Annotated in this window: 20 protein-coding genes and 3 pseudogenes; 13 read left to right on the top strand and 10 right to left on the bottom strand. The window is 42.2% G+C overall.

The features are described from left to right. Nucleotides 1-12: 12 nt before the first annotated feature. Entirely contained in the window at nt 13-1110 is a 1098-nt protein-coding gene (locus QUE23_RS04935) for a Fic family protein (RefSeq protein ID WP_286348007.1), read from the top strand. A gap of 20 nt (nt 1111-1130) precedes the next feature. On the opposite strand, the gene QUE23_RS04930 is transcribed toward QUE23_RS04935, so the two are convergent. Next, nucleotides 1131-1865: a Fic family protein gene (locus QUE23_RS04930; protein ID WP_286348006.1), complete on the bottom strand. Its 735-nt coding sequence runs from the start codon at nt 1863-1865 to the stop codon at nt 1131-1133. 28 nt (nt 1866-1893) lie between these two features. Then, nucleotides 1894-2334 carry a hypothetical protein gene (locus tag QUE23_RS04925; RefSeq protein ID WP_286348005.1) on the bottom strand — a complete coding sequence of 147 codons (441 nt, stop codon included), beginning with the start codon at nt 2332-2334 and terminating at the stop codon, nt 1894-1896. 186 nt (nt 2335-2520) lie between these two features. On the opposite strand from QUE23_RS04925, the gene QUE23_RS04920 reads away from it, so the two are divergent. Then, nucleotides 2521-3744 carry a type II toxin-antitoxin system HipA family toxin gene (locus QUE23_RS04920; RefSeq protein ID WP_286348004.1) on the top strand — a complete coding sequence of 408 codons (1224 nt, stop codon included), beginning with the start codon at nt 2521-2523 and terminating at the stop codon, nt 3742-3744. Here QUE23_RS04920 and QUE23_RS04915 read toward each other — a convergent pair. The 5 genes from QUE23_RS04915 to QUE23_RS04895 form a co-directional block, all read right to left on the bottom strand. Next, on the bottom strand, nt 3730-4632 hold the full coding sequence (locus QUE23_RS04915; RefSeq protein WP_286348003.1) for a HipA domain-containing protein: 903 nt from the start codon (nt 4630-4632) through the stop codon (nt 3730-3732). The genes QUE23_RS04920 and QUE23_RS04915 overlap by 15 nt on opposite strands. An 11-nt stretch (nt 4633-4643) precedes the next feature. Further along, nucleotides 4644-5024, bottom strand: coding sequence for a type II toxin-antitoxin system death-on-curing family toxin (locus QUE23_RS04910; RefSeq protein WP_286348002.1), 381 nt, complete (start codon nt 5022-5024; stop codon nt 4644-4646). After that, entirely contained in the window at nt 5024-5164 is a 141-nt protein-coding gene (locus QUE23_RS04905) for a hypothetical protein (RefSeq protein WP_286348001.1), read from the bottom strand. The genes QUE23_RS04910 and QUE23_RS04905 overlap by 1 nt, the downstream gene beginning before the upstream one ends. A 20-nt stretch (nt 5165-5184) precedes the next feature. Then, a complete protein-coding gene (locus QUE23_RS04900; protein WP_286348000.1) occupies nt 5185-8409 on the bottom strand; it encodes a DEAD/DEAH box helicase in 3225 nt (1074 codons plus the stop codon). A 412-nt stretch (nt 8410-8821) separates the two neighbouring features. Next, nucleotides 8822-9733 (bottom strand): hypothetical protein, encoded by a 912-nt coding sequence (locus QUE23_RS04895; protein WP_286347999.1) that lies wholly within the window; start codon nt 9731-9733, stop codon nt 8822-8824. A gap of 174 nt (nt 9734-9907) precedes the next feature. Here QUE23_RS04895 and QUE23_RS04890 point away from each other — a divergent pair, with 174 nt between their 5' ends. Beyond that, on the top strand, nt 9908-12322 hold the full coding sequence (locus QUE23_RS04890; protein WP_286347998.1) for an AAA family ATPase: 2415 nt from the start codon (nt 9908-9910) through the stop codon (nt 12320-12322). After that, nucleotides 12315-13880, top strand: coding sequence for a DUF2779 domain-containing protein (locus tag QUE23_RS04885; RefSeq protein ID WP_286347997.1), 1566 nt, complete (start codon nt 12315-12317; stop codon nt 13878-13880). The genes QUE23_RS04890 and QUE23_RS04885 overlap by 8 nt, the downstream gene beginning before the upstream one ends. A gap of 109 nt (nt 13881-13989) precedes the next feature. Here the strand turns inward: QUE23_RS04885 and QUE23_RS04880 are convergent, their stop codons facing one another. Continuing rightward, complete coding sequence (locus QUE23_RS04880; RefSeq protein ID WP_286347996.1) at nt 13990-14262, bottom strand: hypothetical protein; 273 nt, start codon at nt 14260-14262, stop codon at nt 13990-13992. 540 nt (nt 14263-14802) lie between these two features. Here QUE23_RS04880 and QUE23_RS04875 point away from each other — a divergent pair. From QUE23_RS04875 to QUE23_RS04865, 3 genes and pseudogenes are all read left to right on the top strand, one after another. After that, nucleotides 14803-15458: pseudogene (locus tag QUE23_RS04875) on the top strand (AAA family ATPase). 8 nt (nt 15459-15466) lie between these two features. Next, complete coding sequence (locus QUE23_RS04870) at nt 15467-15625, top strand: hypothetical protein (protein ID WP_286347995.1); 159 nt, start codon at nt 15467-15469, stop codon at nt 15623-15625. Beyond that, complete coding sequence (locus tag QUE23_RS04865) at nt 15600-15749, top strand: hypothetical protein (RefSeq protein WP_286347994.1); 150 nt, start codon at nt 15600-15602, stop codon at nt 15747-15749. Before QUE23_RS04870 ends, QUE23_RS04865 begins: the two co-directional genes overlap by 26 nt. Before the next feature lie 23 nt (nt 15750-15772). Here the strand turns inward: QUE23_RS04865 and QUE23_RS04860 are convergent, their stop codons facing one another. Then, nucleotides 15773-16129, bottom strand: coding sequence for a hypothetical protein (locus QUE23_RS04860; protein ID WP_286347993.1), 357 nt, complete (start codon nt 16127-16129; stop codon nt 15773-15775). 236 nt (nt 16130-16365) lie between these two features. Between QUE23_RS04860 and QUE23_RS04855 the strand changes: the two genes are divergently transcribed. Continuing rightward, nucleotides 16366-17142, top strand: a complete 777-nt coding sequence (locus QUE23_RS04855; RefSeq protein ID WP_286347992.1) for a tetratricopeptide repeat protein — start codon at nt 16366-16368, stop codon at nt 17140-17142. 199 nt (nt 17143-17341) lie between these two features. On the opposite strand, the gene QUE23_RS04850 is transcribed toward QUE23_RS04855, so the two are convergent. After that, nucleotides 17342-17605 carry a hypothetical protein gene (locus QUE23_RS04850; RefSeq protein WP_353622213.1) on the bottom strand — a complete coding sequence of 88 codons (264 nt, stop codon included), beginning with the start codon at nt 17603-17605 and terminating at the stop codon, nt 17342-17344. Between the two features lie 491 nt (nt 17606-18096). On the opposite strand from QUE23_RS04850, the gene QUE23_RS04845 reads away from it, so the two are divergent. The 5 genes and pseudogenes from QUE23_RS04845 (at nt 18097) to QUE23_RS04825 (ending at nt 24200) form a co-directional block, all read left to right on the top strand. Continuing rightward, entirely contained in the window at nt 18097-18234 is a 138-nt protein-coding gene (locus tag QUE23_RS04845; RefSeq protein WP_286347990.1) for a hypothetical protein, read from the top strand. Nucleotides 18235-18506: 272 nt separating this feature from the next. Further along, nucleotides 18507-20099: pseudogene (locus QUE23_RS04840) on the top strand (type I restriction-modification system subunit M). After that, nucleotides 20092-20298: a restriction endonuclease subunit S domain-containing protein gene (locus QUE23_RS04835; protein ID WP_286347989.1), complete on the top strand. Its 207-nt coding sequence runs from the start codon at nt 20092-20094 to the stop codon at nt 20296-20298. The pseudogene QUE23_RS04840 and the gene QUE23_RS04835 overlap by 8 nt, the downstream one beginning before the upstream one ends. 80 nt (nt 20299-20378) lie before the next feature. Continuing rightward, nucleotides 20379-21233, top strand: coding sequence for a restriction endonuclease subunit S (locus tag QUE23_RS04830; protein ID WP_286347988.1), 855 nt, complete (start codon nt 20379-20381; stop codon nt 21231-21233). Next, nucleotides 21230-24200 (top strand): annotated as a pseudogene (locus QUE23_RS04825) (type I restriction endonuclease subunit R, EcoR124 family). The gene QUE23_RS04830 and the pseudogene QUE23_RS04825 overlap by 4 nt, the downstream one beginning before the upstream one ends. The last annotated feature ends 10 nt before the right edge of the window (nt 24201-24210 follow it).

The following is a 24210-nucleotide window of genomic DNA, read 5'->3' as shown; positions in this document are numbered from 1 at the left end:
TAAAATCCGCCCATGCCTAAGTGGATATGGGAGCACACTTTCTTTAAGAACATGGACTTTGTCTATGAGAGCATAGACATGTCTAACCTGTTTGTAAAAATCCACAAGTTGAATCAAGTGGCACACAATGTGGAGATTTTGGCAGAGGTGTTAAGCGATGAGCTGATTTACTCATTTCTTATTGAAGCAGAGAAGTTAAATAGGGCATCGCTGTATGCATCCTTTGAGCACATCTTAAACAATCCCACAGCCACAAGCTCCAAACAAATAAAACCTACCGACAGCCTTGCTATGTTGTTGCATAATACAAGAGAGGACACCACACAATGGGACAAAGAGAGGCTTTTAGCGTGTCATAGGGGCTTACTCATTTCACCCAAATACGGCTTATGGCCCATTGACATCGGGGCTTACCGCAAAGATCTATATGGGCGTATGCAAGTGGTGTCTGTGCGTGGGAACAAGGAAAGCATACACTACATCGCCCCGCCTGCTAAGGATTTAGAAGGGCTCATGCAAGCCTTCTTGCACTTTGCAAACCACAAAGAAGGCACGCCAGAAAAGCAAATTGCCCACGCCTTTTTAACTCATTTAATCTTTGTGCTGATCCATCCCTTTGACGATGGCAATGGGCGTATGGCAAGGCTGATTCATTACAATCTACTAGCCCACTCAAAAGTTTTTAGCACAGGCTACTATGGGTTATCGCTAGGCATTTATAAGACCCGCAAAGATTACTACGACACTCTTGACATTCTAAACAAGCAACAGCACAACAACCTAACAGAGTGGGTTAAATATGGTGTCAAAAGCCTAGAAGTGGGGATAGATTTGATTTATCAACAAGCGGGCTTAATCATGTTCAAAGAGTGTATTTTAAAACGATTTAGCCAAGAATTGAACGCAAACCAAGTCCAAATCCTTAACTCTTTATTCGCAAGACATTTAAAGAGTTTAAGGGGGGATTGTGTTGGCACCGCCTTAAAGGCCATCACAAACGAGATAGGGCCCGACATTTTGCGTTTAAGGGATTTAGGGATACTCAAAGAAGTGGCTGAAAAACGCTTTGAGTTGGATTTTTCTATGGCTAAGAGAGTCAATGCTTGCTAAGAATATTTTTAAATAGGGTTTTAGTTCAAATCTTCAATAAAATTTTCTAAGTTTCCTTGTTTGGCATACTCTAAACTTTGTTTTTGGCAACGCTCTAAAAAGTGTGCAAAATCCCTATAATCGCCTTGAGTTTGGCAACTTTCTAAAAGACTCAAATACTCTTGGCGTTGTTGTTCCAAAATCAAGGGCGGGATCAAGTCATTTTGTAAGGTTTGAAAAGTCATCACAAGCCTCCCTGTGCGCCCATTGCCATCCATAAAGGGGTGTATGCTTTCAAATGCCGTATAAAACATCGCGATTTGGGTTAAATCAAGAGTACTTGGGGTTTGGAACAATAGATTTTCTAATTTTTGGGCGACAAGATGCGGGGGAGTAGGGGCAAAATTTGCACCCGCCACAATGACTTCAGCCATGCGGTAAGCCCCGATAGGTTTAGAAACAAACTGCGGGGTGATCTCTAAAGCACTTTTAAACAATAAATAGTGTAAGTCTTTAATCAAGGCTATGCTTAAAGGTGTTTTTTTATCACTTTCATACAAAATTAAATCATAGGCTTTGGCAAAGCCTAAAATGATGAGTTGTTCGTGTAGGGGCTTATTGTGCGCTGTGAGTCCCTTTGTTAAGAGTGTGTGGGTTTGCTCTAAAGACAGACTAAGCCCTTCTAGGGCGTTGCTGTGGTGTGTGAGGGCAACCCTTAGAGCGGTGAAAAGATTTTCTCTTTGCAGAGAGGATAAACTGCTTAGTTTAAGTGCCATGTGGTCTTTTTGTCAATTGCAACTAAAGCTAAATTATAAACATATTCACAGCATTTTCATTTTTATAAACAACCCTTGCACCTTTTTTGATTTTATTCTTAAGTGTGGCGACCCTTTTATAGGCATTGCCCACCACAATGAATTTTGTTTCAAAATCCTTAGCACAACTGCAAAACACCCTATCTTGACAACCAATCTCCTTAACAAACAGATAAAAGTCTTGCTCTTGTAAGACCAAATCCGTAGATTCAAGCGTGCTTTTAATCCATGGAACATGATCTAAACGCTTGCGCTGTAGCAACCTTAATAAACTTCCTGCTGTCAAATAAAGCTTTTTAGTCAAAAGGGCTTCAACACTAGAAGGGAGTTTAGGGCTATAATCCAAACAAATGTCTTTTAAATGAAAGATTTTTAACCAATCTTTTACCGCCTGTCGTGTAGTGTCTATAGATGTGCCACTTATTCTCATGTGAGTTCTTTTTGCCTTTTACGGATGATAACATGCCTTCAGTTAAGGCTTGTTTTTAGTGTTTTTGGGTATATATCTTGCGTGGCAAGTTGGGAGAGGAACATCTCTCTTGTTAAAGGTGTAGTGAGTATATTTACCCCTTTCTTGCTTCTCTTTGTTTTAAACGCGATGCGCTAAGATACCCCCATGACAATTTCTATCTTTTGCAACACAACATCTGTCGGCACGCTTGAGATATGGGCTAAGGGGCTGAAAGAAACCTATCAATTCACCTACAGCCCCAAGTGGTTGCAACAAGGTTTTAGCCTAGACCCTGCTTTGCCTTTTTGTGAGACTCCCACACTCTCCACAACTTTGTGGGGGTGTTTTACTGATACTTGCCCCGATCGCTGGGGGCGGTTTGTGCAAAGAGGCAAGCAAGGGCTTTTAAGCCCAAGTGCCTATTTGCTAGGGGTGAGTGATTTTTTTAGGCTCGGGGCGTTGCGCTGCTTTGTGGGTAATGCGTTTATCAGCAACACAAGCCAAATCCCTAAACCTATTCACTTACAAGACTTGCAAAGGGCTTGTGTCAAGCTAGAGCAAGGGCAAGCAAGCCAAGCCGACTTTCAAAAACTTCTTGCCCCATCGGGGAGCTTAGGGGGAGCTAGACCTAAAGCAAGTGTCGTCAAAGACAATGTGCTCTACATCGCTAAATTTTCTTCTATCAAAGACAAAGACACACAAGTTGTCGCGTGTGAGCAGACCATGCTAGAAGTAGCGCGCCTTGCAGGAATCAACACTTGTGAGAGCCACTTACTACACACAGACATGGGGGCGGTGTTGTTGGTCAAACGCTTTGATAGAGAGAATAATGAGCGCATCCCCTATATGTCTGCCTTGACACTCTTAAGCGCACAAGATGAACTCAACCAAGATTATTGCAATCTCGCTAAAAAGCTTGAAGCCCAAGACCGATTAGAGCTTTTTAGGCGTATGGTCTTTAATGGGTTGTTTGGCAATTGCGATGACCATTTAAAAAACCATGGTTTGCTTTACCAAAAAGGCAAGTGGCGCTTAAGCCCCGCCTTTGATCTCACGCCCGACCCTAAAGACTTTGCCAAACAAACCCACGCTTTGTGCTTTGCTCCCGATAAATACTTGCCTTCTTTGCTTTTATTTGAGCGCATTAAAGGGGAGTTTGGGGTGAGTGAAAGTCAATTTCAAGCAATTTTAGCGGACATGCTAAAGGCGCAAGAGAGCTTTGAAAGTCTTGCCAAGAAAAACAAAGTGAGCGCAAAGAATCTTGCTAAATTGCGCCACAATTACGCGCATGCAGAGTTTGAGAGTCTGCGAAAAAGGATGAAAAGGGGTAAGATAAAAAATGGAGCTAGAAAGTGTCAAAGCCTAGAGCAATGTCTAGAGCAGGGTTAAAGCCCTAGCGTAGGCTTTGTCTATGATCTTTTCTTTTCTATGTGTCAGCACCACTTTTAAGAAGTCCTTGTGTAAGTTAGAGATAAAGGGCGTGTTGTCAATGGTAGAATGGATTTTAATCATGTCCATTTTGGGGGCGAGTTTGACAAGGGTGTTTAGGCAGTCCTTGTTTTCAGTGGTTGTTAAGAAATTGTGGTAATTGAGTTTTTTATCATGGTCGTCTTTGAGCATAGAGCAGGGATAGCTATAAATGCGTGCATTTAATTCTTGCTTGTCGCTTAGGGTTTGTTGCATATGAGCGGCATCGCTTTGGGGGTATAGACACGAGCCACAATCAAAAATGGGTGCAATGGAGTAGCTGTGTGTGCTTAAGTCTTTGATAAACCCCCAATTGCCATTGTGCCGATCAAAGTTGCCTATCAAAGTATCGGCAATGAACATCTCCCAAAAGTGTGCTTTTAAAGCTGTGTTCTCCACAATGCCTTGTTGCTCTATGGCAAGCAACACCCCGCTTAAGGTCGTGTCCTTGCCCCCACTCTCTAGGGCTAAAATGCCATTTTTCACCGAGAGAAAATCCACAAAAATCTCGGTGTCGCTTGTAAAGTCTTTGCACGCCACGACTACTTTATCTAAGTAAGTCCCAAGCATTGTTTCTTGCACCCTTAAGCCTAAAGACTTAATAATGTGGCACGCGATGTATTCGCAAAAACAAGCGTGGGTGTAGGTCATTTCAAGGTTTTTAGTGGGCTTGACTTTAGGCGGAAATTTCAGCATATAGCGGGCGTTGTTGAAAAATATGGCGATTTTATTGCCATTGGCCCCGTCATAGAATTTTGTTTTATCTTGGGGGTAGGGGGTGAAGTCTAAAGGGGGGTTTGCGCCTTGCATAGTGAGCCTATTTAAGTTTTATGCTTGGTGTAGGGGCAAATATGTGCGCTTAGTTGCGCTTTATTAGTGTTGCCTGCAGCGACAAACACCACAAGGTCCTCAAAGTCTTTTTCAAAATTTGTGGTATCCACCCCGTTAGCTTCTAAGAAATGGACGGCAAGGTAAATGGCAGAGCGTTTATTGCCATCGGCAAAGGGGTGAAACTTAATGCATGCAAACATCAAATGGGCGCATTTGTCCTCAAGCGTGGGGTAGTAGGTGTCGTTTTGGATATTCTCTAGTGCGCTTCCTAAATAACCGACCCGCTCAACACTATAACCCTTTAACCCTTGTGTGAGTCCTAATATTTCATCGTGCAAAATGATGGCTTCTTCTAAGGCGAGATAAAACATTACTTTTGCGCTAACCTTTGATAGACCGCCAACACTTCAGGGTCTTTGAGCTTGCTTTGGCATTTTTCTCTCACCGCCTTAAACAGGGCATCCCTTGCGCTCTGGTTGGGTGTGGTTGGCATGTCTTTGTTTGGTGGCATTAAAACTCCTTGACAATAACTTAAGGGCAACGCTTGCTACAATCCTCAATCACCTCAATGGTTTTTTTCATCACTCCTAAGTTTTGGTACAAATCCCTATCCCCAATGATATAAAATTCTTCTTTGGCTCTTGTGGCGGCGACATTGACAATGTTAGGCTCACCTACCGCCCAAGCCGCCGCCCCCTTAGAGTTTTCATCAGCCCCTAGAACAAAATATACAATCTTGGCTTCTTTGCCTTGAAAAGTATGTACCGTGCCGACATCTCTTTTATGTTTAAAACCCAAATCCTTTAAAGACTCTGCAAGCTTAAAGGCAACATTTCTAAAAGGTGAAATCACATAAATCGCGTCTTTGTTTTCTTTGTCTTTAATGCCCTCTGGGGTTGCTTTCAGTTCTTGGTTTTCTTGCAATTTTGCTCCAATCAGCCCTTTTAAAAAATTTGCTTGCTCTGGCACAAATTTATTGTCAGCACGCCCCTTGACATCGTAAAACTGCGCTTTGCCATGAGCTTTATCTTTGCCCTGCACCATTAGCCCATCGTAAGAAATAGCGTTGGATATATCAAACATAGGGCTGTTGCAACGCCTATGCACCCATAAGGGGATACCAATATAACTCTTGTCTTGTTTTTGGTAACCATAGGGACTGATATAGTCCGTGATGCTTTGCACAGAAGTTTCATAGCTTAAAAAGTGTTCTGTTACATTGTATTTTCTAGCAATGAGATTGAGTAGACTTGGGTGCAAGGTAAGCACGGGTTTAATTTGTGAAGGATCGCCCACAGCCATGACTTTTTGGCTTCTAAAGAGCGCGCCCACACAACTTTGGGGCACAGCCTGCCCCGCTTCATCGATAAAAAGATTGCCGATAAAATCTGTTTCTTTACCCAAAGCATTGAACATGCGCTGAAAACTGGCAAAAGTGGTGCTGATGACAGGGATGGCTAGATTGATCCAATGAAAAGCCCCTTTTAATAATTCTTTGCCATTTTCTTTATCTTTGAGCTTATAGGCATTGCCCCATATATCTTTAGCATTTTTAAGATTGTCTAAATTATCTAGTAAAAATTGCTTTTTCACCCCTAGAGCCAACAAAAAGAGTTGGCTTTGTAATTTTCTAAAGTCGGCATTAAACCAAGGGTTAGATTTTTGCAAATCCTCATAGGACAAAGAAAAATCTAGGGGTTTAATGATGGTGTCTTGGGTGTTTGACAAATGGGTTATTCTTTGTTCTAAATTCTCTAAATCCTTGTTGCTTTGACTGACAAACCGATTAAAATTTTCTTGTAGGCTTTGTTGCTCTTGGTCTATGTTTAAAGCTTGTAGCCGTTGTAATTCTGTAGCAAGCCGGCTATAATGTGCGCGACTCTCACCTTTTTGCTGGTTCAAGGCATCTAGTTGCGTGAGGATTTGTTGCTCTCTTTCACTATATGATCTAAAGCTAGAGGTTCCTAAAACCCGAGCAAAAAAGCCGGGTTTATTAGACTCTAAAACTCGCTTTTCTTCTTCCAAAGTTTGCAAACCCCTATCTATACCAGTCAAATGTGTTTGGACTTGCCCCATTTCTTTTGTTAAGGCTTGCTTTTTCGTTTCTATATTGGTTCTATTATGCTCTAACTCATAGAGTTTTGCATCCAATTCATTCTTTCTTCTAGTTTTAGCGCTTTCAAAGTCTTTAGTTTTGGCTATGTATTCTTGTTGCAAATGGCTTAACTCGGTCAAGCTCTGGCTATACGCTTGCATCTTTTGACGCTTCTTGTCTACATGGTGGTAGAGAGCTAAAAAAGCTTTGTAAATGTCAAAACAATCTTGCCTGGTGTCTTTATCATCATCTTGAAAATCTAGAATGTCTAAAAAATCTATATCAACGGGAAAATGCGCTTTAATATAAGCTTTGAGCCATGTTTGGCATGTATGCTTTAAATCCTGTTTATTTTGCAAATCCTGCAGAGTTTCTACCATTGCTTCTATTTTTTCTAATAGTTTTTTGACGTTGGCGGATGCCCCGCCTTCAAGCGCAAACAACCCCCAGTTTTGTTCTCCCTCATCGTCTTTTATTTCATTGTTAGCCACTTTTGAAAAGTAGTCTATCTTTTCTGCCAACTCTTTAAACTCGTTTGCAATTTCTTTGCTTTTAGGCAACTCTTTGACAATATTTTGCACCGCTCCATTGTTAGAGCTAGCTACTAAGATGTTTTTATCCGCTATATTCTCAGGCAAAAGACCCAACTCAGCCATCTCCGTTTTAGACAACTTGCAATTAACATGGCTTTTAATGGTCTTATCTTTTAATTGCACAATCTCATAGGCTTGGCGCACCACAAGCTCAGCAAAAACATCCTTTAAGAGCGTGGTTTTGCCCGTGCCCGGCGGTCCATTGACACTTCTTAAAGGTTCATTGTTTTCATCTAGGGCAATGTTTAAAGCCACTTGTTGCATGAAAGAGAGGGCGTATTTGCTGTCCGCCACAAAACGCCCCAAAGGGTAGTTTTTAGGGGCTAAGATTTCGTGAAACAAACTAGGGTTAAAGTTAGGTGAGTTACTTTCGCTGTCACAATTCTTTTTGGCTTTATTGGATTCACTGAAGTAAGTGGTGAGATTTTTATTGTTTAGACTCTTGGCTATCTGTAGATCTTTGATAAAAAAAGAATGTAAATTAGTGAGTTCTGTGTCTATATTTTTGAGCAAAACAAATCTAAAATTGTCCTTATCCACTTTATATTTTTTGCAGAGATCTAGAAAGGTTGCATCAAATCCTTGCTCCTCAAATTGTATCTGCAATGCATGCTTAAGCTCTTTTTCATGGGCTTGCATGTCTTCTGTAAGATCCCCATTTTCACGCACATAAGCACTCATTGTGTAAAAAGTCTTGTCTTCTACAAAACTTAAGTCTTTGTCAAACACAAGAGCCAAACTGAACTTATCACCTTTAACGATGTCGTCATTGTCATCCTCAGCCTGGATGTTGTATTTTTCTCTAAAAATTTGCACGATTTCCTCAAAGGCAAAAATCCCAAAGTAACACACAAGCCCCATTTTCCTATCGTCTTGTATTTTTTGTCTATCTTTAAATGCTTGTAGCTCGTTTAAAAAATATTGCTTGTAGTCTTTTTGATCGGGCAACTCAAAGTCAAGTGTGCCAAGGGGTTTTAGTTTCTTGTCTCTTTTATCAATGTCCCCCTCCCCCAAATGCTCCACAATAGTGTAGGCATCTAAGATGTTTTCTTTGAGATTTTGTGCCATTGTTTAGCCCTAATCTAGTTTTTATAGTTTTAATGGAGATTATAACAAATGCTTACTAATGCTTAAGCTCTAACTCTATCCAGCTATGGCTTGGCACACTTGAGAGAGATTTTAGTTTGTAGCGGGTGTCAATCACAACACTACAACATAAATACAACATAGCACCATACTTTGCAACACCGCACTATACAACAATGTAAAATAATGGTAATCACAATAAATGACATTAAAATACAATACTTTACAACAAAACACCTAAAAATAATTAAATTTTGTTTTAAATACTTGTATTATAAATATAATATTGTAAAATACAATAATTTACAATACTAATATTGTATTGTGTAGTGATAAAAAACCTCAAAATCCGCCCATAAGACACAAGTAGTCTCAAGCAATGGGCTTAAAGTATCTATTCGCTTTCACTCTTTCTAAGCAAGTCTTTAGTGTAAAACCCTTCTTTCTCTCTTTTAAGTCGTGCCAACTCTTGCGTGTTATAAGAGATCGCCCTTTGTCCCCCGAACTCTTTAAGCCCGATTAAAGTCCCAAAATACTTTTTCATAAAGGGGTTTGCCTTTTCACAAAAACGTATTAAATATTCTAGCTCAGGGTTAGGGTTTGTGAGTTGCGTAAAAAACAACCACTCTTCAACAGCATCTATAAATTCTGTCGTGTCCTTTTCAATCTCTTTTAATTTAGCTTGCAGGGCTTGATATTTATCTTGTAAGTCTTGGTGTTCTTGCTTGATCTGTGCGAGTGTTAAATACTCCTTACTTGAGATAAACATCCCTTGCTCGGGGGTTTCTACCTTTGGCTCTATGATTTCATAAATAAATCTTTGGAAGCGCATTAAATTTTCTTTACTCAAAGACTCAGAGTAGCGGGCGAGTTGCTTGCCGCTTTTTAACTCCAAGGTGAAAAACCACACTTCCCAAGCGGTGGGTTTGATTTTATTGTATTCTAAGAGCACAAAGTCTGTAGCACGGGCGATTTTGCCAATCAATCGGGTGATTTGGCTGTGCTTGGTGTCTTCATAGACATTAAACACCATTTTTAAACAGGCATTGTCCCTTCTAGGGAAGAACCCCCTTGTGCGCTCCGTCTTTGTGTATTTGCGGGCATATGTCCGTGCATAGAGTCTTTCAAAGCAATGCAATCCCTTAGCACTACGAAACCCCTCCTTGCCCTTTGGGGGTGTGAAAAGATCGAATCTGTAATCCACTTTGACCCCGGGCTCTTCGGGGTAATGTTTGTTGCGCCCCCGGCACACAATCACAGATAAGAAAAGATTTGCTTGTTGTTTGGGGGGTATTTCTCCTAACAAAATCAACCTTTAAAATGTTTAAAATGTTTATACGTAAAAACTTTATAAAAATCAAGGCACACACCCGAAGCTTGTACTGAGAGAAAAACAAGCTATCTGTTTATACACTAAGAAACCGATAAGCAAAAATACTCTACCATGCCTGTGTTCTTGAAAAAAATGAAAGGGTCAAGGATGCAAGAAGTGGCAAAAATGGGATACTACGAGTTTAGAGAGTTTTTGGTTTCTAAAGGTGTGCGCCACGACTTAGAAAAGCGCATCAGCACACGCCTTTTTAACAATTATGGCTTGTTACCTAAAAGTTATGCTCTTGACTTCGAGAATGAGAGACTAGCCTACTCTAAAATCTTATTAAAAAAACAAGGATGGCAAAAAGGCTCTAAAGCTTGGGATTTTCCTAAACAAGAAGAGCAAGTGCAAGTTTTGCCACTTGACTTTAGCCAAATCGCTAAGGATTGTGGAGATTATCTTTTCTTTCCCCAAATTTGCCAAGAACGGCAAAGCAAAGAGCCTAAGCAAGTGTTTGCCAACCATGCCGAGATTAAAAATTTCTTATGTGGGTGTTTTTCTTTCGCCCACGCTAAGCAAATCCGCAAACACATAGACAAACATGGTGCCCAAGGCGATTTTGGGGGCTTGTTTGGCAACTCAGGTGATTTACATATCCCCTTTGAAGCGTTTAAATGGGATTTGCTTGAAGCTTTTAAGGGTAATGATTGGGAGTTGCAAAGGGCATTTTGCAAATTGCAACCCTACTTAGTGGGAGAAATCTTGCTCTTTGAAATCACAAAAGACACAAACACCCCCCAAAGATTTTTGTCTAAAGACTCTGTGGAAAACATTTGCAAGACACTTAAACAACAGGAAATGCAAGAGAGAAACAACCTCACACATTTAGTGCATATCTTGTGCCAAACCCCCTTGAAGTCGCCCCTTTTACAGCCAAAAACAAGACTGATGCGCCTTTACTTAGAAAAAGGCTGTGGGGTTTTAGAGCTAAACGCCTCGTTTGCACTAGACAGAGCTTTGCAACGCACAGAGATCGCTTTTACAAGTGTCCCTATCAACATAGATGGCACACACCGCTATTATTTTCCTCTTGTCTTTAGATTATGGGCTTTAGAACGCTTGCAAGAGCTGTTTAAAAGAGAGCATAAAGGCACCTTAGCAGCTTTATTGTCAAGACTAAGACCCCCTCACTTCTCTATGTTATGCCGTTTTGGGCGTTTTGAGCGGGAGAGATGGCACTCTTGTTTTTATGCCATGCTCGAGCATTTACAACTCCCCTTACACATAGCAAGAATAGAGGGGGCGTGGCAAGCAGATCGCGTGTTAGGGTTCCCCCCTTTTGCACTCTTGTTAAACGACAAGCCCACGCTCTCTAGAGATATTAATTTTTTTCTACAAGGAGGCAGACACAACACTCTCCCCCTTCTTCAAAGAAGCGAAAGATTTGAAACAAAGACTCCCAGAGAAGAGAGATTGAAGCACACCAGCGAGGGGGATAGAATGACGGCTATGGTGCATGGCGGGGCAATTGACATGGATTGCCAAGAGGAAGTGCCAGACACACAACCCTTGCTCTACACCCCAGAAACCCTCATGGGCTTTTTAAATGAAGTGAGCGGACAAGAAAAGGCAAAACATGCCCTATGTATCGCCATCAGCGAACACCACGCCCGTTCTTTGGGGCAATCCAGCCTAGAGAAAACCAACTTGCTTTTAATCGGGCCCTCGGGCAGTGGCAAGACCTTTATGACAACCACACTCTTAAAAAACCTAGACATCCCCCACTACATCGCAGACGCTTCAAGCTTAACCCCCACAGGGTGGCGGGGCGAAGAGGTGCAAAGCATTTTCATTGGGCTTTACATCAATGCGGACAAAGACATAGAAAAAGCCCAAAAAGGGGTGATTTTCTTAGATGAAGTGGATAAGTTGGGCTTAGAGGTGACCGACCAGCAATTTAAAAGTTTGGTGCAAACCGAACTTCTAAAACTCATGGAGGGGCACACCATCACCTTTGAGCACAATAAACAGAGCATCACCATGAAAACCGATGGAATTTTGTTTGTCTTTGCCGGGCATTTTAAGGACTTGTATGCCAACAACACAGGCAAAAATGCAGAGCAATCCCAAAACCCCATCGGCTTTACACAAAACCCCGCTCCCACTATGCCCTACAATAAAGCCCTAGAAGAGGTGAATAGCAAGGATTTACAACGCTGTGGGCTGTTTAGAGAGTTTGTCGGACGGATTGGCTTAAGGGTGGTTTTAGAACCCATAAACCCCCAAATGCTCGCCGATGCCATCATAAACGAGCTAAAGCCCTTTCGCAAACATTTCCAAAGACATGGCAGTGATTTAGAGATAGACAATGGGGCTAGAGAAACTCTCATCGTCCAGGCCATGCAAGAGGAAACGGGCATGCGTGCCATCAAAACCCTTCTAGCCCAAACCATCCACTACCTAAGATTTGACATGAAGGCGTGGGAGGGGTTTGTGTGTGTTGTCACGGAAGAAACGCTAAAAGGCAAAGGGGCAACAAAACGCCCACTAACTTCCCCCACAACTAAGCCAAATGTTTGAACAAGAAAAAGCCACACTCTCTAGGCTTGGATTTTTAAACGGCTTATGTTGCCACAAAATGCTGTGGTTAGAAACGCACATGCCTCAAACACTGAGTGCATTGAACACAGAAGAGAAAAGGAATTTGCGCCAAGAAATGGAGGTGCTTAGGGCGGCGCAAGGCTTGTTTGTGGGGGGTAAAGAAGTGGCACAACATCAAGACAAAGACGCACAAGTGCTTGAAACGCAAGAGTTGTTGCGTCAAGGGCATAGCGTGCTTTACGGGGCAACTTTTCAATACGGGAATTTATGCCTGTATGTGGATATTTTAGAGATTGTACGCGACAAGAGCGGGGCGCTTATGGGCGTGGTGCTCTATGGGGTGAGTAAGCACGCGAGCCTTTGCACACAAGGCGGGCATCCAACCCTACAAACGCATTTATGGGATTTGGCAGCACAATGCTATGTCTTGCAAAGCTTGGGCTACAACATTTGCGATGCGTGTTTGCTGTGTCTTAATGACAACTACACCCGGCACGGGGCACTAGACTCCACACAACTCTTTTTAAAAAGCTCATTTTTGGAAGCAATAGCACCTTTACAAAAGAAAATCCCCGAACTTTTAGCGCAAATGTCTCAAGTGCTGGCAAGCCCCACAGAACCTAAAATAGACATCGGTAGGCATTGCATACACCCCCACAAGTGCCGTGCTAAAACATATTGCTGGGAGAAACAAAGAAAAATCGTGGGGTTTGAACACATCTTTGCAATCCCACAGATTTCTTTTAAAACAGCCATGCCCTTGTACCAAAGAGGGAGAGTCTTTTTTAGGAATTTGAGTAAAAAAGATTTAGCGGTGTTTAATTGGCGGCAACAAATGCAAATTAGGTGTGCATGGCGCAATGCCCCCCACATTGAGCGTAGAAAAATCAGAGCTTTCTTAAAACAATTGCGCTACCCCATCTACCATTTGGATTTTGAAGCTTTTCAGCAAGTGATCCCCGAATTTGATGGGGTGCGCCCTCTTATGAAAATCCCCTTCCAATACTCCATACACATTGATTTTGGCAAGGGGAAACTAAAACACGAGGAGTTTTTAGCAGATTGTGGCACTGATGGGCGTTTGGCTTTGGCGCAAAGCCTCGTAAAGGTGATCCCCACTAATGCATGTGTCTTGGCTTACAATGCGGCGTTTGAGAAAGATAGGCTCACTGAGCTTGCCACCTTGTTTGCCCACACACATAAAGACTTGAGCGTTGCGTTGTTAAAAATTTGCCACAATGTGCAGGATTTAATGATTCCCTTTAAGCATAGACACTACTACACCCCACAAATGCATGGCAGATTTTCGATTAAAAAAGTCTTGCCCGCCCTAGTGCCTACCTTTGAAAACGCCTACACACAATTAGATTTGATTCACGATGGTGCAGATGCCGCCACTTCTTATGAGCAAATGCCCCACATGCCAAAAGAGCAACAAGAACGGACCAAAAAAGCCCTTTTGGCGTATTGTAAACTGGACACTTTGGCAATGGTGAAGGTATTGCGAGTTCTAAAGAGAGTCCTATTTCAATGGTGAGTGCTAAATATAAAACAACAATCAAGAAAAGAACATGAAAAAGAAACCCATAAAACCCAGCATAGTGCTTCTCCCCGCCCTTTGGCTTTAAAAACCTTGAGGATAAGTTTTAGAGATTAAGGGAGAGAAAGGGTACTTGTAGATATACACATCGGTTGGGTGTCACCATAACCCGATCGATTGCGCCATCAATCTCTTGTCGTTCTGCATTGCTATCAAGTGAAACATTGTGATTCCCTAAAACACGAGCCAAACCTAACACACCTCTTTGAAAAGACTTAGATGGAGCACTCCGATCGATATTTGGATATGTTTTAACACTAAAATCATTTTGAATGGTAAAAACACCAAGACAATCCTTGTCTGGAACTAAAGAAACCATTGACGTCACCTTTAAAAAATCATACAAACACCCCCCGCACCCCATCATACTTTTATGAGAGCACCCAACAATACAAACACAACCCCAACGGCATAGGTTCTAAGTTTGGTGCACTATTCTAACATCATTAAAAGTATTAAGCATAAAATAATTTTATGGTATTGTGTTGTGTTTTTAAGTATTGTATTATGCTGTATCATATTTAAGTATTTGCGCTTGCATTACTTAATTAAGAGCCCTAAGCCCCAAACTCAAAAACTACGATTCCCAATATTATTTATATTGTAATGTATTGTGTTGTATGATAAAGTATTATCTGATATGATATTTTGTGTTATTGTAAATTATTGTAATTTATGGTTATTTATTGCGCGGTGTTGTTTGGTATTTTGTATTGTTTTACATGATTTGTAAGGTCTAGTAATTTATGCTGCTACTTTGTATTTTCTTATATTTTGCGCTGTTGTATATTATTTTAATGTATTTTGCGGTATTTTAAAGCCTTGTATTTTATGGTATTTTCCACCAAAGAGAGAGTCTATGATCATCACCATCGCCAATGAAAAAGGGGGGAGCGGTAAAAGCACTTTATGCATCAACCTAGCCTTGCAGTTTTTAAAAGAGCAAAAAGACATCGTGGTGTTAGACACCGACCCACAACAAAGCGTAGAAGTCTTTGTCAATATCAGGGGCGAAACTAATTTGCCCACCTTCCCCCTTTTAACAGAACGGGCAACATCACAGACACGCTCAAACAAATGATAGGTAAGTACCACACCATTGTCATAGACACCAAGGGCGAGCATTCTAAAGAGAGCCAACGGGCGATTTTACTCAGCGATCTTGTGCTGATTCCCACCACCCCAAGCCAGCTAGACACCGCTGTTTTGTTGGAAATGTTTGAGCGCATTGAAAACCTTCAAGCTCTCAACGAGAAACTAAAAGCCTTGATTCTCATCAACCGCATGCCCCCCATCCCCATCCTCAAAGAAAAACAAGCGTTGGTAAGCTTCATCAAGCAACACAACACCAACGACCGAGTTTTTTTGTTAGACAGCAGCCTATGTGAGCGCATCGCCTTTAAGCGCAGCATCGCCGAGGGCTTAGGAGTGATGGAGTACAACGACCCTAAAGCTAAGGCTGAGTGGGAACAATTCTTTGATGAGTTGAGCACCCACTTCTCTATCCCACATTAGGAGCACCAATGCAATTTAAAAACACCAAGAGAGGCACCAACATGGACGCAAACGAACTAGAAGTTCTAGAACTCCAAATTCACCAACGAGCCAAACAAGGACACCAAGAAATACTACACCTTGTTTTTGTCTCAAGCCACGATGGCGAAACTAGAGACCTACCTTAAAGAGTTTGGGCGTTTCAAAGAGAACAAGAGCACTTTTATCCAAGAAGCCCTAGAAGAGCATTTAAAACGCAAAAAAGAGCAGATCAAACAAGAGTTGTCTCACAAGTTGGATAAGTTAGACTAGATAAAACCCTTGTCTAGCTGGTCTTATTTGCTTTGTAACGCTCGCTCTACCACCCTTTTAGCATCTTTTGCCCTTTGACAAATCACTTGGCTTAGGGTAGCAAGAAAACTTGCGGATGGGGTGTATTGAGGGTGTGCGATGAAGGCAAAGTCTTTGAGTTTGTCTAAAATTGCCAAATGTTTAGGCATGGCGTGCATTTTTACGAGCTTGTCAAAGCGGTGATTAAAATAACTTTTAAAAAACGGGGTTTTGCGCCCTAGCTTGAAGTGGTGGATGATTTGGGAGCTCTGCCCCCCTTTAATGAAATTGATGAACGCCCGCCCATTGTCAAAGATAGGAGCAGGTTTCATGAGTGTATTTGTGTCGTTGTCAATCAGCATCCCAAAATTACCTATTTTCAGGTAAGTTGTAGGTAGGGTAGCGTTTGAAAGTGTAGTTTTTAAGTCTTTCTAGGGAGCCATATGGTGGAGTTTGGCAACGAGTCCTAATTGATTTTGAAAAATGCAATTGTATAACAAAATACAACGATTCCTCTTTTCAAGAGTGCCAAACACTGCTATAATTCCTGCATCGTATTTTAAGGTTATGGATATAAAGTTTATTTTAGAGGTTGTCTGTGCCAAAAGAAAGTGGCGACCAGTATTTTGTCATGGCTCAAGAGGCGCGTAAAAACCGAGATTATGAAAAAGTCTTAGAATTCCTTAAAAAAGCTGCAGAATTGGGACATTCCGATGCTTGTTTTAATTTAGGAATTGCGTATGATGAAGGTCGGATAATCGCCCAAGATCTCCAAGAGGCTCTCAAATATTATCAAAAGGCTGCAGAGTTAGGGAATGCTGGTGCTTGTTTTAATTTGGGAGTGATGTATTACGAAGGGCAAGGTGTTTTACAAGACTACTCTAAAGCTGCCGCATATTATCAACAAGCTGCAGATATGGGAGATGCTGATGCTTGTTTTAATTTAGGGCGCATGTATGCTAAAGGACAGGGTGTTTTGCAAGACTACTCTAAGGCCCTAGAGTATTATACAAAAGCTGTGGATAGCGGAGGCGTTGAAGTTTACTGCAAGGCTAATTTTAAATTAGGTGTCATGCATGCTATGGGACAGGGCGTGCCTCAAGATAACTTGAAAGCTGCTAAGTATTATCAAAAGGCTGCAGATAAAGGGCATGTGAAATCTTGTTTTAACTTGGGGATTATGTATTATAAAGGACAGGGTGTGCCTCAAGATAATTTTAAAGCTGTAGAATACTTCCAAAAAGCTGCAGATCAAGGGCATTCCAAATCTTGTTTCAACTTGGGGGTGATGTATGCAGAAGGCCTGGGTGTCCCTAAAGACCCTCAAAAAGCCTCGCAGTACTTCAAGAGGGCATATGGAGATAGTCTAAGCTGAATCTAACACTTCAGTAGAGTAGTTAGGTCAGTTTAGATGACAACCTTAACAGAACTAGCTAGCTTGGATTTAATGTGAGGTTAAGGTCATTCGGTATTACCACTCGCGCCGTAAACCCCCTAGCTTTAGCTATGGGGATATGCCAATGATCTCATCTGTTGTTTTTAGCTCAAGTTCGTTCATATTTAGCATCTTAGCATCACCATTGGATTTTCAGCGACAAAATGTGCTCTACCTCTTTTTGTGGGATATGAAATGCCTGACTAAAAGAATCGATCTCTTGCCTTGTTGCCTCTTTTTGAATCACATCGATCGCATATTTTTCCAACAAAGTTAATATTTTTGGAGGGTTTAGAAATAAACTGACAAGATGCTCCAGTGTTAAATGGTTTTTAATGTTGCCTATAGAATTATTAATTGTGGCGTGTAACATATGTGGATAAATTTTTTCTTTCATGATCATTGCTCTACTTTCCTTGGGCAATCACCCCTATTTGTAGGGACTTACAGGGCTCGATCTCCAACCGTCTAATTTCTTACGGGGTCTTATACATCATAATCTAGCAAACACACAGCCCGCCTTCTCCAAAGGCGCGACTTCGGGCAGTCCCCACTCTAGCTTTAGCAAAAATTTGCTAAAAGTGTCAAGCCTTATATTCTCCGCCTAGAGAAAAAGGAATCATGGTTATATTTGTTTAAATCTTGATTGGTAAGAACCCCCAATCATAGATAGACTTTTAGCTAGTCAGTTGCTTGTTTTGCGGACAGTTGAAGTGTTTCGGTAAATCTTTACCAGGGTTGTCGTTAGATTGGCGTTAATCTTTGGGAATATTATCTTGATAGCGATATGATTTGCAACAATGAGGGTATTGAAGAGCTAGAAAGAGATATAGGTAAGATCACTAAAGAGTTTAAGAGCAGCGATGCCTATGGACGAATGTTGGAACAGCCAAATTGGATGCCCAATACTATAGGGACAAAACTTCGAAACTCACAGCGGAGCTAGAAGAGAAAGATAAAAAGATTAAAAACCTTAAGGAAGAAAACACCAATCTTAGAAACACTGATCTGCGCCTAGAAAATGAGACATAGAGAGATAAGATCGCCAAATTTGCAAACCAAATAGAGGACTTGTAGGCACAAAAAGACGCCTTGCAAAAGCAGAATGATGATCTCCAAGTAGATCTTAGTGGCACACAAACAAAGCTAGCAGATCAAGTGGCTCTGAATATACAGCTCAAAACAGACTTAGAAAAGTCTTTGGTTAGCCCATGGTTTGCGGGTTAGAAGCGGTTATACAGATTTTAAAGCAAAAATCATAAGAACCAAAATTTGTGTTAAAATACCCCTTTTTTGAGGATGCCATGCAAGAAGCCACCACACCAACAAAGCAAAACAACGAGCAAAACGCACAAGCCAAACGCAATGAGCTTTTTAAGAGCATTTGGGATATTGCGGACAAACTCCGAGGGGCGGTGGATGGCTGGGACTTTAGGCAATTTGTTTTAGGCATGATTTTTTACCGCTACCTCTGCGAGAATCTCACAAGCTATATCAATGCCAATGAACAAGCCCTAGATCCAAACTTTGATTACGCCACCTTAAACGATGGACAGGCACAGATTGCCAAGGATGTGCTTTTAAAGGAAAAAGGCTTTTTCATCCTACCTAGCGAGCTTTTTTGCAATGTGCTTAAACGGGCAGATACAGACGAAAACCTTAATATCAGTTTAAATAAAATCTTCCAAAACATTGAAGCCTCCAGCTTAGAGGGCGAAGCGCAAGAGAATTTTAAAGGGCTTTTTGCGGATTTGGACATGGATAGCGACAAACTGGGCAATAGCGTCAAGGAGAAAAACGAAAGGATCATTAGCCTTTTAAATTTCGCAAGAAAAATAAAAATTGATGACTACCAAGAGAGCGGGATCGATGTTTTTGGAGACGCTTATGAGTTTTTGATGGGCATGTATGCTAGTGCTGCAGGATAGAGTGGGGGCGAGTTTTTCACCCCCCAAGAGGTGAGCGAGCTCTTAGCCAGATTGGTCTTGCACGGGCAAAAGGACATCAATAAAGTTTATGACCCTTGTTGTGGGAGCGGTTCGCTCTTGCTCAAATTTGCCAAGATTTTAGGCAAGGACAACATCAAACAGGGCCTTTTTGGTCAGGAAATCAACCCGACCACCTACAACCTTTGCCGGGCGAATATGTTTTTACACAACATCGATTACGATAAATTCCACATCGCCTATGGCAATACCCTCACAGAGCCCAAGCACGAAGACGATGAGCCCTTTGATGCCATTGTGTCTAACCCGCCCTACTCCACCACTTGGGTCGGCGATGATGACCCCTTGCTCATCAATGACTCCCGCTTTGCCCCTGCGGGGGTGCTTGCCCCCAAGAATAAGGCGGATTTGGCTTTCACGATGCACATGCTCTCATGGCTCTCGGCTAAGGGGACTTGTGCCATTGTGCAGTTTCCGGGGGTGATGTATCGGGGCGGGGCGGAGGCAAAAATCCGCCAATACCTCGTAGAGCGTAATTTTGTGGACGCGGTGATCGCCCTAGCCCCCGATCTCTTCTTTGGGACCACCATCACGACTTGCGTGCTGATCTTGCGTAAGAATAGACGCGATCAACGGGTGTTGTTCATAGATGCTAGTTTAGAGTGTGTGCGTGCAGACGCACAAAACAAACTAGCCCCAAGCAACATCGCTCAAATCCTCAAGGTCTATGAGAATAGAGAGGAGTTGCCGCATTTTTCGATTTTAGTGGGGGCAGAGCAGATTAGAGCCAATGGCTATAACCTCTCAGTAAGCCGCTATTTAGAGCCCAAAGAGGAGGGCGGGGGGCTAGACATCGCCCAATTAAACGCCCAAATCGCCGCCATTGTCGCCAAACAACAAGCCCTAAGAGAGAAGCTAGAGCAAATCATCGCAGGGTTAGAGCATGCCTAAGCACCCTTTAGAAAAATTATTACAAGAACATTGCCCGGATGGGGTGGAGTTTGTAAAGCTGGGGGAGGTTTTGGGCTACACACAACCCACAAAATACCTTGTCAAATCTACAGATTACGACAACGCCCACAAGACTCCCGTTTTAACGGCTGGGCAAACTTTTATCTTGGGCTACACCGATGAAATTGAGGGGATTTAAAGGTAAAATCTTCCGCCCTAAAGATTTTAACGCCTACACAAACAGCCCAAGACATTAATTTTAAGTTTGTTTTCTATGCGATGAAGTGTATTCGCTTCACACCACGCGAGCACGCCCGCCACTGGATTAAAACCTATTCAGCCTTTCAAATTCCCCTCCCCCCTCTTATAGTGCAAGAGAAAATAGTAAGCATTCTCGATTGCTTTACAGAGCTTACAGCAGAGCTTACAGCTAGAAAAAAACAATATTCTTACTACCTCAACGCCCTTTTAGACTTTGGCACCCCTGCAAGCCCCAAAGGCGCACGCCATGCCCTGCTTAAAGAATCGTTTCAGGTGGAGTGGAGCAAAATCGAAGATTTTGCCACTTGTTTCACGGGAGCAACGCCCAGCACAAGTCAAAAAGAATTTTGGGAAAATGGGACAATCCCATGGATGAGTTCGGGCGAAGTGAATTTTAAAACCATCACCACAACGCACAAAAAGATCACGGAGTTGGGCTATAAATCTTGTAACACAAAAATATTACCCATTGGTAGCGTTGTCATTGCTCTAGCAGGGCAGGGCAAAACAAGAGGATTAGCCGCCGTTACACAGATTGAGCTATGCACGAACCAATCTTTATGTGGCATTGTCGTTGACCCCGCAAAAATCAGCAATAGGTATCTCTACCACTATTTAACGAGCCAATACAGACAATTAAGGCAGATTTCTTGTTTGGACGGGTTTCGTGGTGGCTTGACCTTAAAAATGATCCGCGATTTTGTCGTGCCTTTACCCCCCCTTGCCCTCCAAGAAAAAATCGTGGAGATTTTAGACAAGTTCCACGCCCTCACCACAGACTTACAAGAGGGTTTGCCCGCTGAGATAGAGGCACGAGAAAAACAATACACCCACTACCTCAACGCCTTGCTCAATTTTAAGGAGAGTGCATGACCACTTTAGAACAAATCGCCCAAGGGGATTTAAGCACGGTGGTGGCCAGCAAGCCAGCCAGCCAAAGCAGAGCCAGTGCTTACCAAAGTGAAGCCGAACTTGAGGCGCATTTGATCGCCCAGCTCCAAGCGCAGGGCTACACTCTGCTTAAAGGGGCCACGCAAGAGAGCTTGCAGGCGAATTTAAAGGTACAGATTGAAAAGCTGAACAAATTGGCGTTTAGCGATGGGGAATGGAGGCGTTTTATGCAACAAATCAACCCCAGCAACGCCACTTTTATCGATAAAACCCGCACGCTCCAGCACGATCATAAGCAGTCCTTGAAATTGGACAATGGGAACACTGAAAATATCAAGCTTTTAGATAAAGAGCACATCCATAACAATCACCTACAAGTGATCCAGCAATACCCCACCCCGGGCAGGGAGCACCGCTATGATGTGAGCATTTTGGTCAATGGGCTGCCCTTGGTGCATATTGAGCTTAAAAAAAGAGGGGTTAATCTGCAGGAAGCCTTTAGACAAATCCGAGGCTACCATAAGACGAGCATGAGCGCACCCGGTAGCTTATTTGGCTTTGCGCAAGTCTTTGTGATCAGCAATGGCACGCAGACCAAGTATTACAGCAACACCACAGCCAGCGATACTGACCAAGACTCTTACGAATTCACCAGCTTTTGGGCAGATAGGGATAACCAACGCATTGAGGATTTGGAGGACTTCATCCCCACTTTCTTTTGATAAAAATACTCTCTTAAGCCTTCTGCTTTATTATTGTGTTTTTACTAGCGAGTCTAAACTTCTTGCCATGCGTCCTTACCAAGTCGCGGCGGTGGAAGAGATTTTAAAGCAAATCGTGATCACACACCACCAAAAAAACTATGGCAAGCCAAAAAATGGAGGGTTTGTGTGGCACACCACGGGCAGCGGCAAGACTTTAACCAGCTTTAAACTCGCCCAGCTTGCCGGGGCATTAGACTTCATCTCTAAAGTGGTTTTTGTGGTGGATCGCAAGGACTTAGACCACCACACCATGACAGAATATGAGAAATACCAGAAAAACAGCGCAAGTGCCACCAAAAACACCAAAGGGTTGCGAAACCAATTGGGTATCCAAGACACTAACAAAAAAATTATTGTTACCACGATCCAAAAGTTACACAGACTCATTCACTCGGACAAGAAACAAAATGGGCAGACTAACAAGAACAAGAACGATCAAGAAAAAGAGATCGCAAGAAACTTCCAAGAACTCTTAAAGGAAAAGGAAGTTTTGTTTATCTTTGATGAATGCCATAGAAGCCAGCTGGGTAAAATGCACGCCGACATTGCTAGGGTTTTCAAGAAACACCACTTTTATGGATTCACCGGCACGCCTATTTTTAAGGAAAATTGTGATGGCAAAGAGCACGCCATCACACAGGAGAGATTTGGTAGGGAGTTGCACCGTTACACGATTGTCAATGCCATTCACGATGGCAATGTTTTGCGTTTTTTGATGCACTACTACAACACCAACACGGACATAGAGTTAAAGAGTGAGGCGGATTTTTGCCACCCTAAACGCATTGCTCAGGTCGTGGCACACATCTTAAACAATTTTGCCAAAGTTACAAAGGGGAGTTTTAACTCCATTTTAGCCTGTGCTAGCATCGAGATGGCTAAAGAATATTACCAAGCCTTTAAAGAGCATGTGCATTCTTTAAAAGTCGCCCTCATTTACAGCTATAACCCTAGCGATGACCTAGAAGATGAGAACAACGAAGAGGCGGACAAACTCAAGCCAAATGACAAGGATTTTCTAACACAGGCGATCCAAGACTATAACAGCACATTTGGGAGCAATTACAGCATCGAGCTTTTTAACGACTACTATAAAGATGTCTCCTCACGGATGAAACACAGAGAGATCGATTTGCTCATCGTGGTCAATATGTTTTTGACCGGCTTTGATGCACGCACTTGCAACACGCTTTGGGTGGATAAGAACTTAAGATACCATGGCTTACTGCAAGCCTTTTCAAGGACAAACCGCCCCCACAATAGCGTTAAGAGTGAGGGCAATATCGTGTGTTTTAGACCCCTAGAAGACAATTTAAACGACGCTTTAAGGCTCTTTGGCAGAGAAGATTCTCATTTTGGCAGAGAAGATTCTCATGAGGTTGTGATCTTAGGTGGCTTTAAAGAAACCTACACGAAGTACGAAGACTTGGTATCCAAACTTTTGAGCACATATCCGCTCCATGCATTTTCCGAGCACACAATGGCGGAGAGTGCAGAAGAGGCGTTTATTAATCTTTATGGTGAAATTCTAAAAATACGCAATGTTTTGGTGTGCTTTACGGAATTTGACCTAGATAAAGACCCCATTAGCCTTAGAGAGTTGCAAGACTACCAACGGCATTATTTAGACTTGTTTGAAAAGTTTAGAGGACCTAGAGAAAGTCCAGACAAGGCGCATAGGGAATTTGAGGATAATTGTGTGTTTGAGATGGAGCTCATCAAGCAAGTGGAAATCAACATTGACTATATTTTAAATCTCATTGCAGAGGGTAAATCCACAGAAGATATTTTGCGTGCTATAAAGTCCAGCCCCAAAATGCGCAGTAAGCAAGAGGTGATTTTAAACTTTTGGGAGTTCTTCAAACAACATCCAAGTCCAGACATCCAAGCCAGTTTTAGAGATTATATGGATAGTCAGCGGAAACAAGAATTTGCTAATATTGTCCAGCATTATCAACTCCAAGAAAAACCTGCTCATGATTTTATGTCCAAAGCCTTTAAGCACCATAACATCAGCTTCAAGGGGACACAATTCCCTACACTTCTCCCTAAAGAAAGGGCATCGTTCTTTAGCATAAACCTTGAAGGTCAGCCCATGCGCAATCATTTAAAAAATCAAGTGCAATCTGTTCTACAAGCATTTTTTGACAAATACCATGACATTTCTAGTCAGGATTGGAAATAATTAAGCGGTT

Origin of the sequence: Helicobacter felistomachi, assembly GCF_030296895.1 — a bacterium.
Taxonomy (GTDB): Bacteria; Campylobacterota; Campylobacteria; order Campylobacterales; family Helicobacteraceae; genus Helicobacter; species Helicobacter felistomachi.
This window is presented reverse-complemented; position numbering and strand designations above follow the sequence as displayed.

Coding starts and splice junctions, on each gene's coding strand:
- QUE23_RS04935 (WP_286348007.1), top strand. CDS start 13: ATGCCTAAGTGGATATGGGAGCACACTTTCTTTAAGAACATGGACTTT.
- QUE23_RS04930 (WP_286348006.1), bottom strand. CDS start 1,865: ATGGCACTTAAACTAAGCAGTTTATCCTCTCTGCAAAGAGAAAATCTT.
- QUE23_RS04925 (WP_286348005.1), bottom strand. CDS start 2,334: ATGAGAATAAGTGGCACATCTATAGACACTACACGACAGGCGGTAAAA.
- QUE23_RS04920 (WP_286348004.1), top strand. CDS start 2,521: ATGACAATTTCTATCTTTTGCAACACAACATCTGTCGGCACGCTTGAG.
- QUE23_RS04915 (WP_286348003.1), bottom strand. CDS start 4,632: ATGCAAGGCGCAAACCCCCCTTTAGACTTCACCCCCTACCCCCAAGAT.
- QUE23_RS04910 (WP_286348002.1), bottom strand. CDS start 5,024: ATGTTTTATCTCGCCTTAGAAGAAGCCATCATTTTGCACGATGAAATA.
- QUE23_RS04905 (WP_286348001.1), bottom strand. CDS start 5,164: ATGCCACCAAACAAAGACATGCCAACCACACCCAACCAGAGCGCAAGG.
- QUE23_RS04900 (WP_286348000.1), bottom strand. CDS start 8,409: ATGGCACAAAATCTCAAAGAAAACATCTTAGATGCCTACACTATTGTG.
- QUE23_RS04890 (WP_286347998.1), top strand. CDS start 9,908: ATGCAAGAAGTGGCAAAAATGGGATACTACGAGTTTAGAGAGTTTTTG.
- QUE23_RS04885 (WP_286347997.1), top strand. CDS start 12,315: ATGTTTGAACAAGAAAAAGCCACACTCTCTAGGCTTGGATTTTTAAAC.
- QUE23_RS04880 (WP_286347996.1), bottom strand. CDS start 14,262: ATGGTTTCTTTAGTTCCAGACAAGGATTGTCTTGGTGTTTTTACCATT.
- QUE23_RS04870 (WP_286347995.1), top strand. CDS start 15,467: ATGCAATTTAAAAACACCAAGAGAGGCACCAACATGGACGCAAACGAA.
- QUE23_RS04865 (WP_286347994.1), top strand. CDS start 15,600: ATGGCGAAACTAGAGACCTACCTTAAAGAGTTTGGGCGTTTCAAAGAG.
- QUE23_RS04860 (WP_286347993.1), bottom strand. CDS start 16,129: ATGCTGATTGACAACGACACAAATACACTCATGAAACCTGCTCCTATC.
- QUE23_RS04850 (WP_353622213.1), bottom strand. CDS start 17,605: ATGATCATGAAAGAAAAAATTTATCCACATATGTTACACGCCACAATT.
- QUE23_RS04835 (WP_286347989.1), top strand. CDS start 20,092: ATGCCTAAGCACCCTTTAGAAAAATTATTACAAGAACATTGCCCGGAT.
- QUE23_RS04830 (WP_286347988.1), top strand. CDS start 20,379: ATGAAGTGTATTCGCTTCACACCACGCGAGCACGCCCGCCACTGGATT.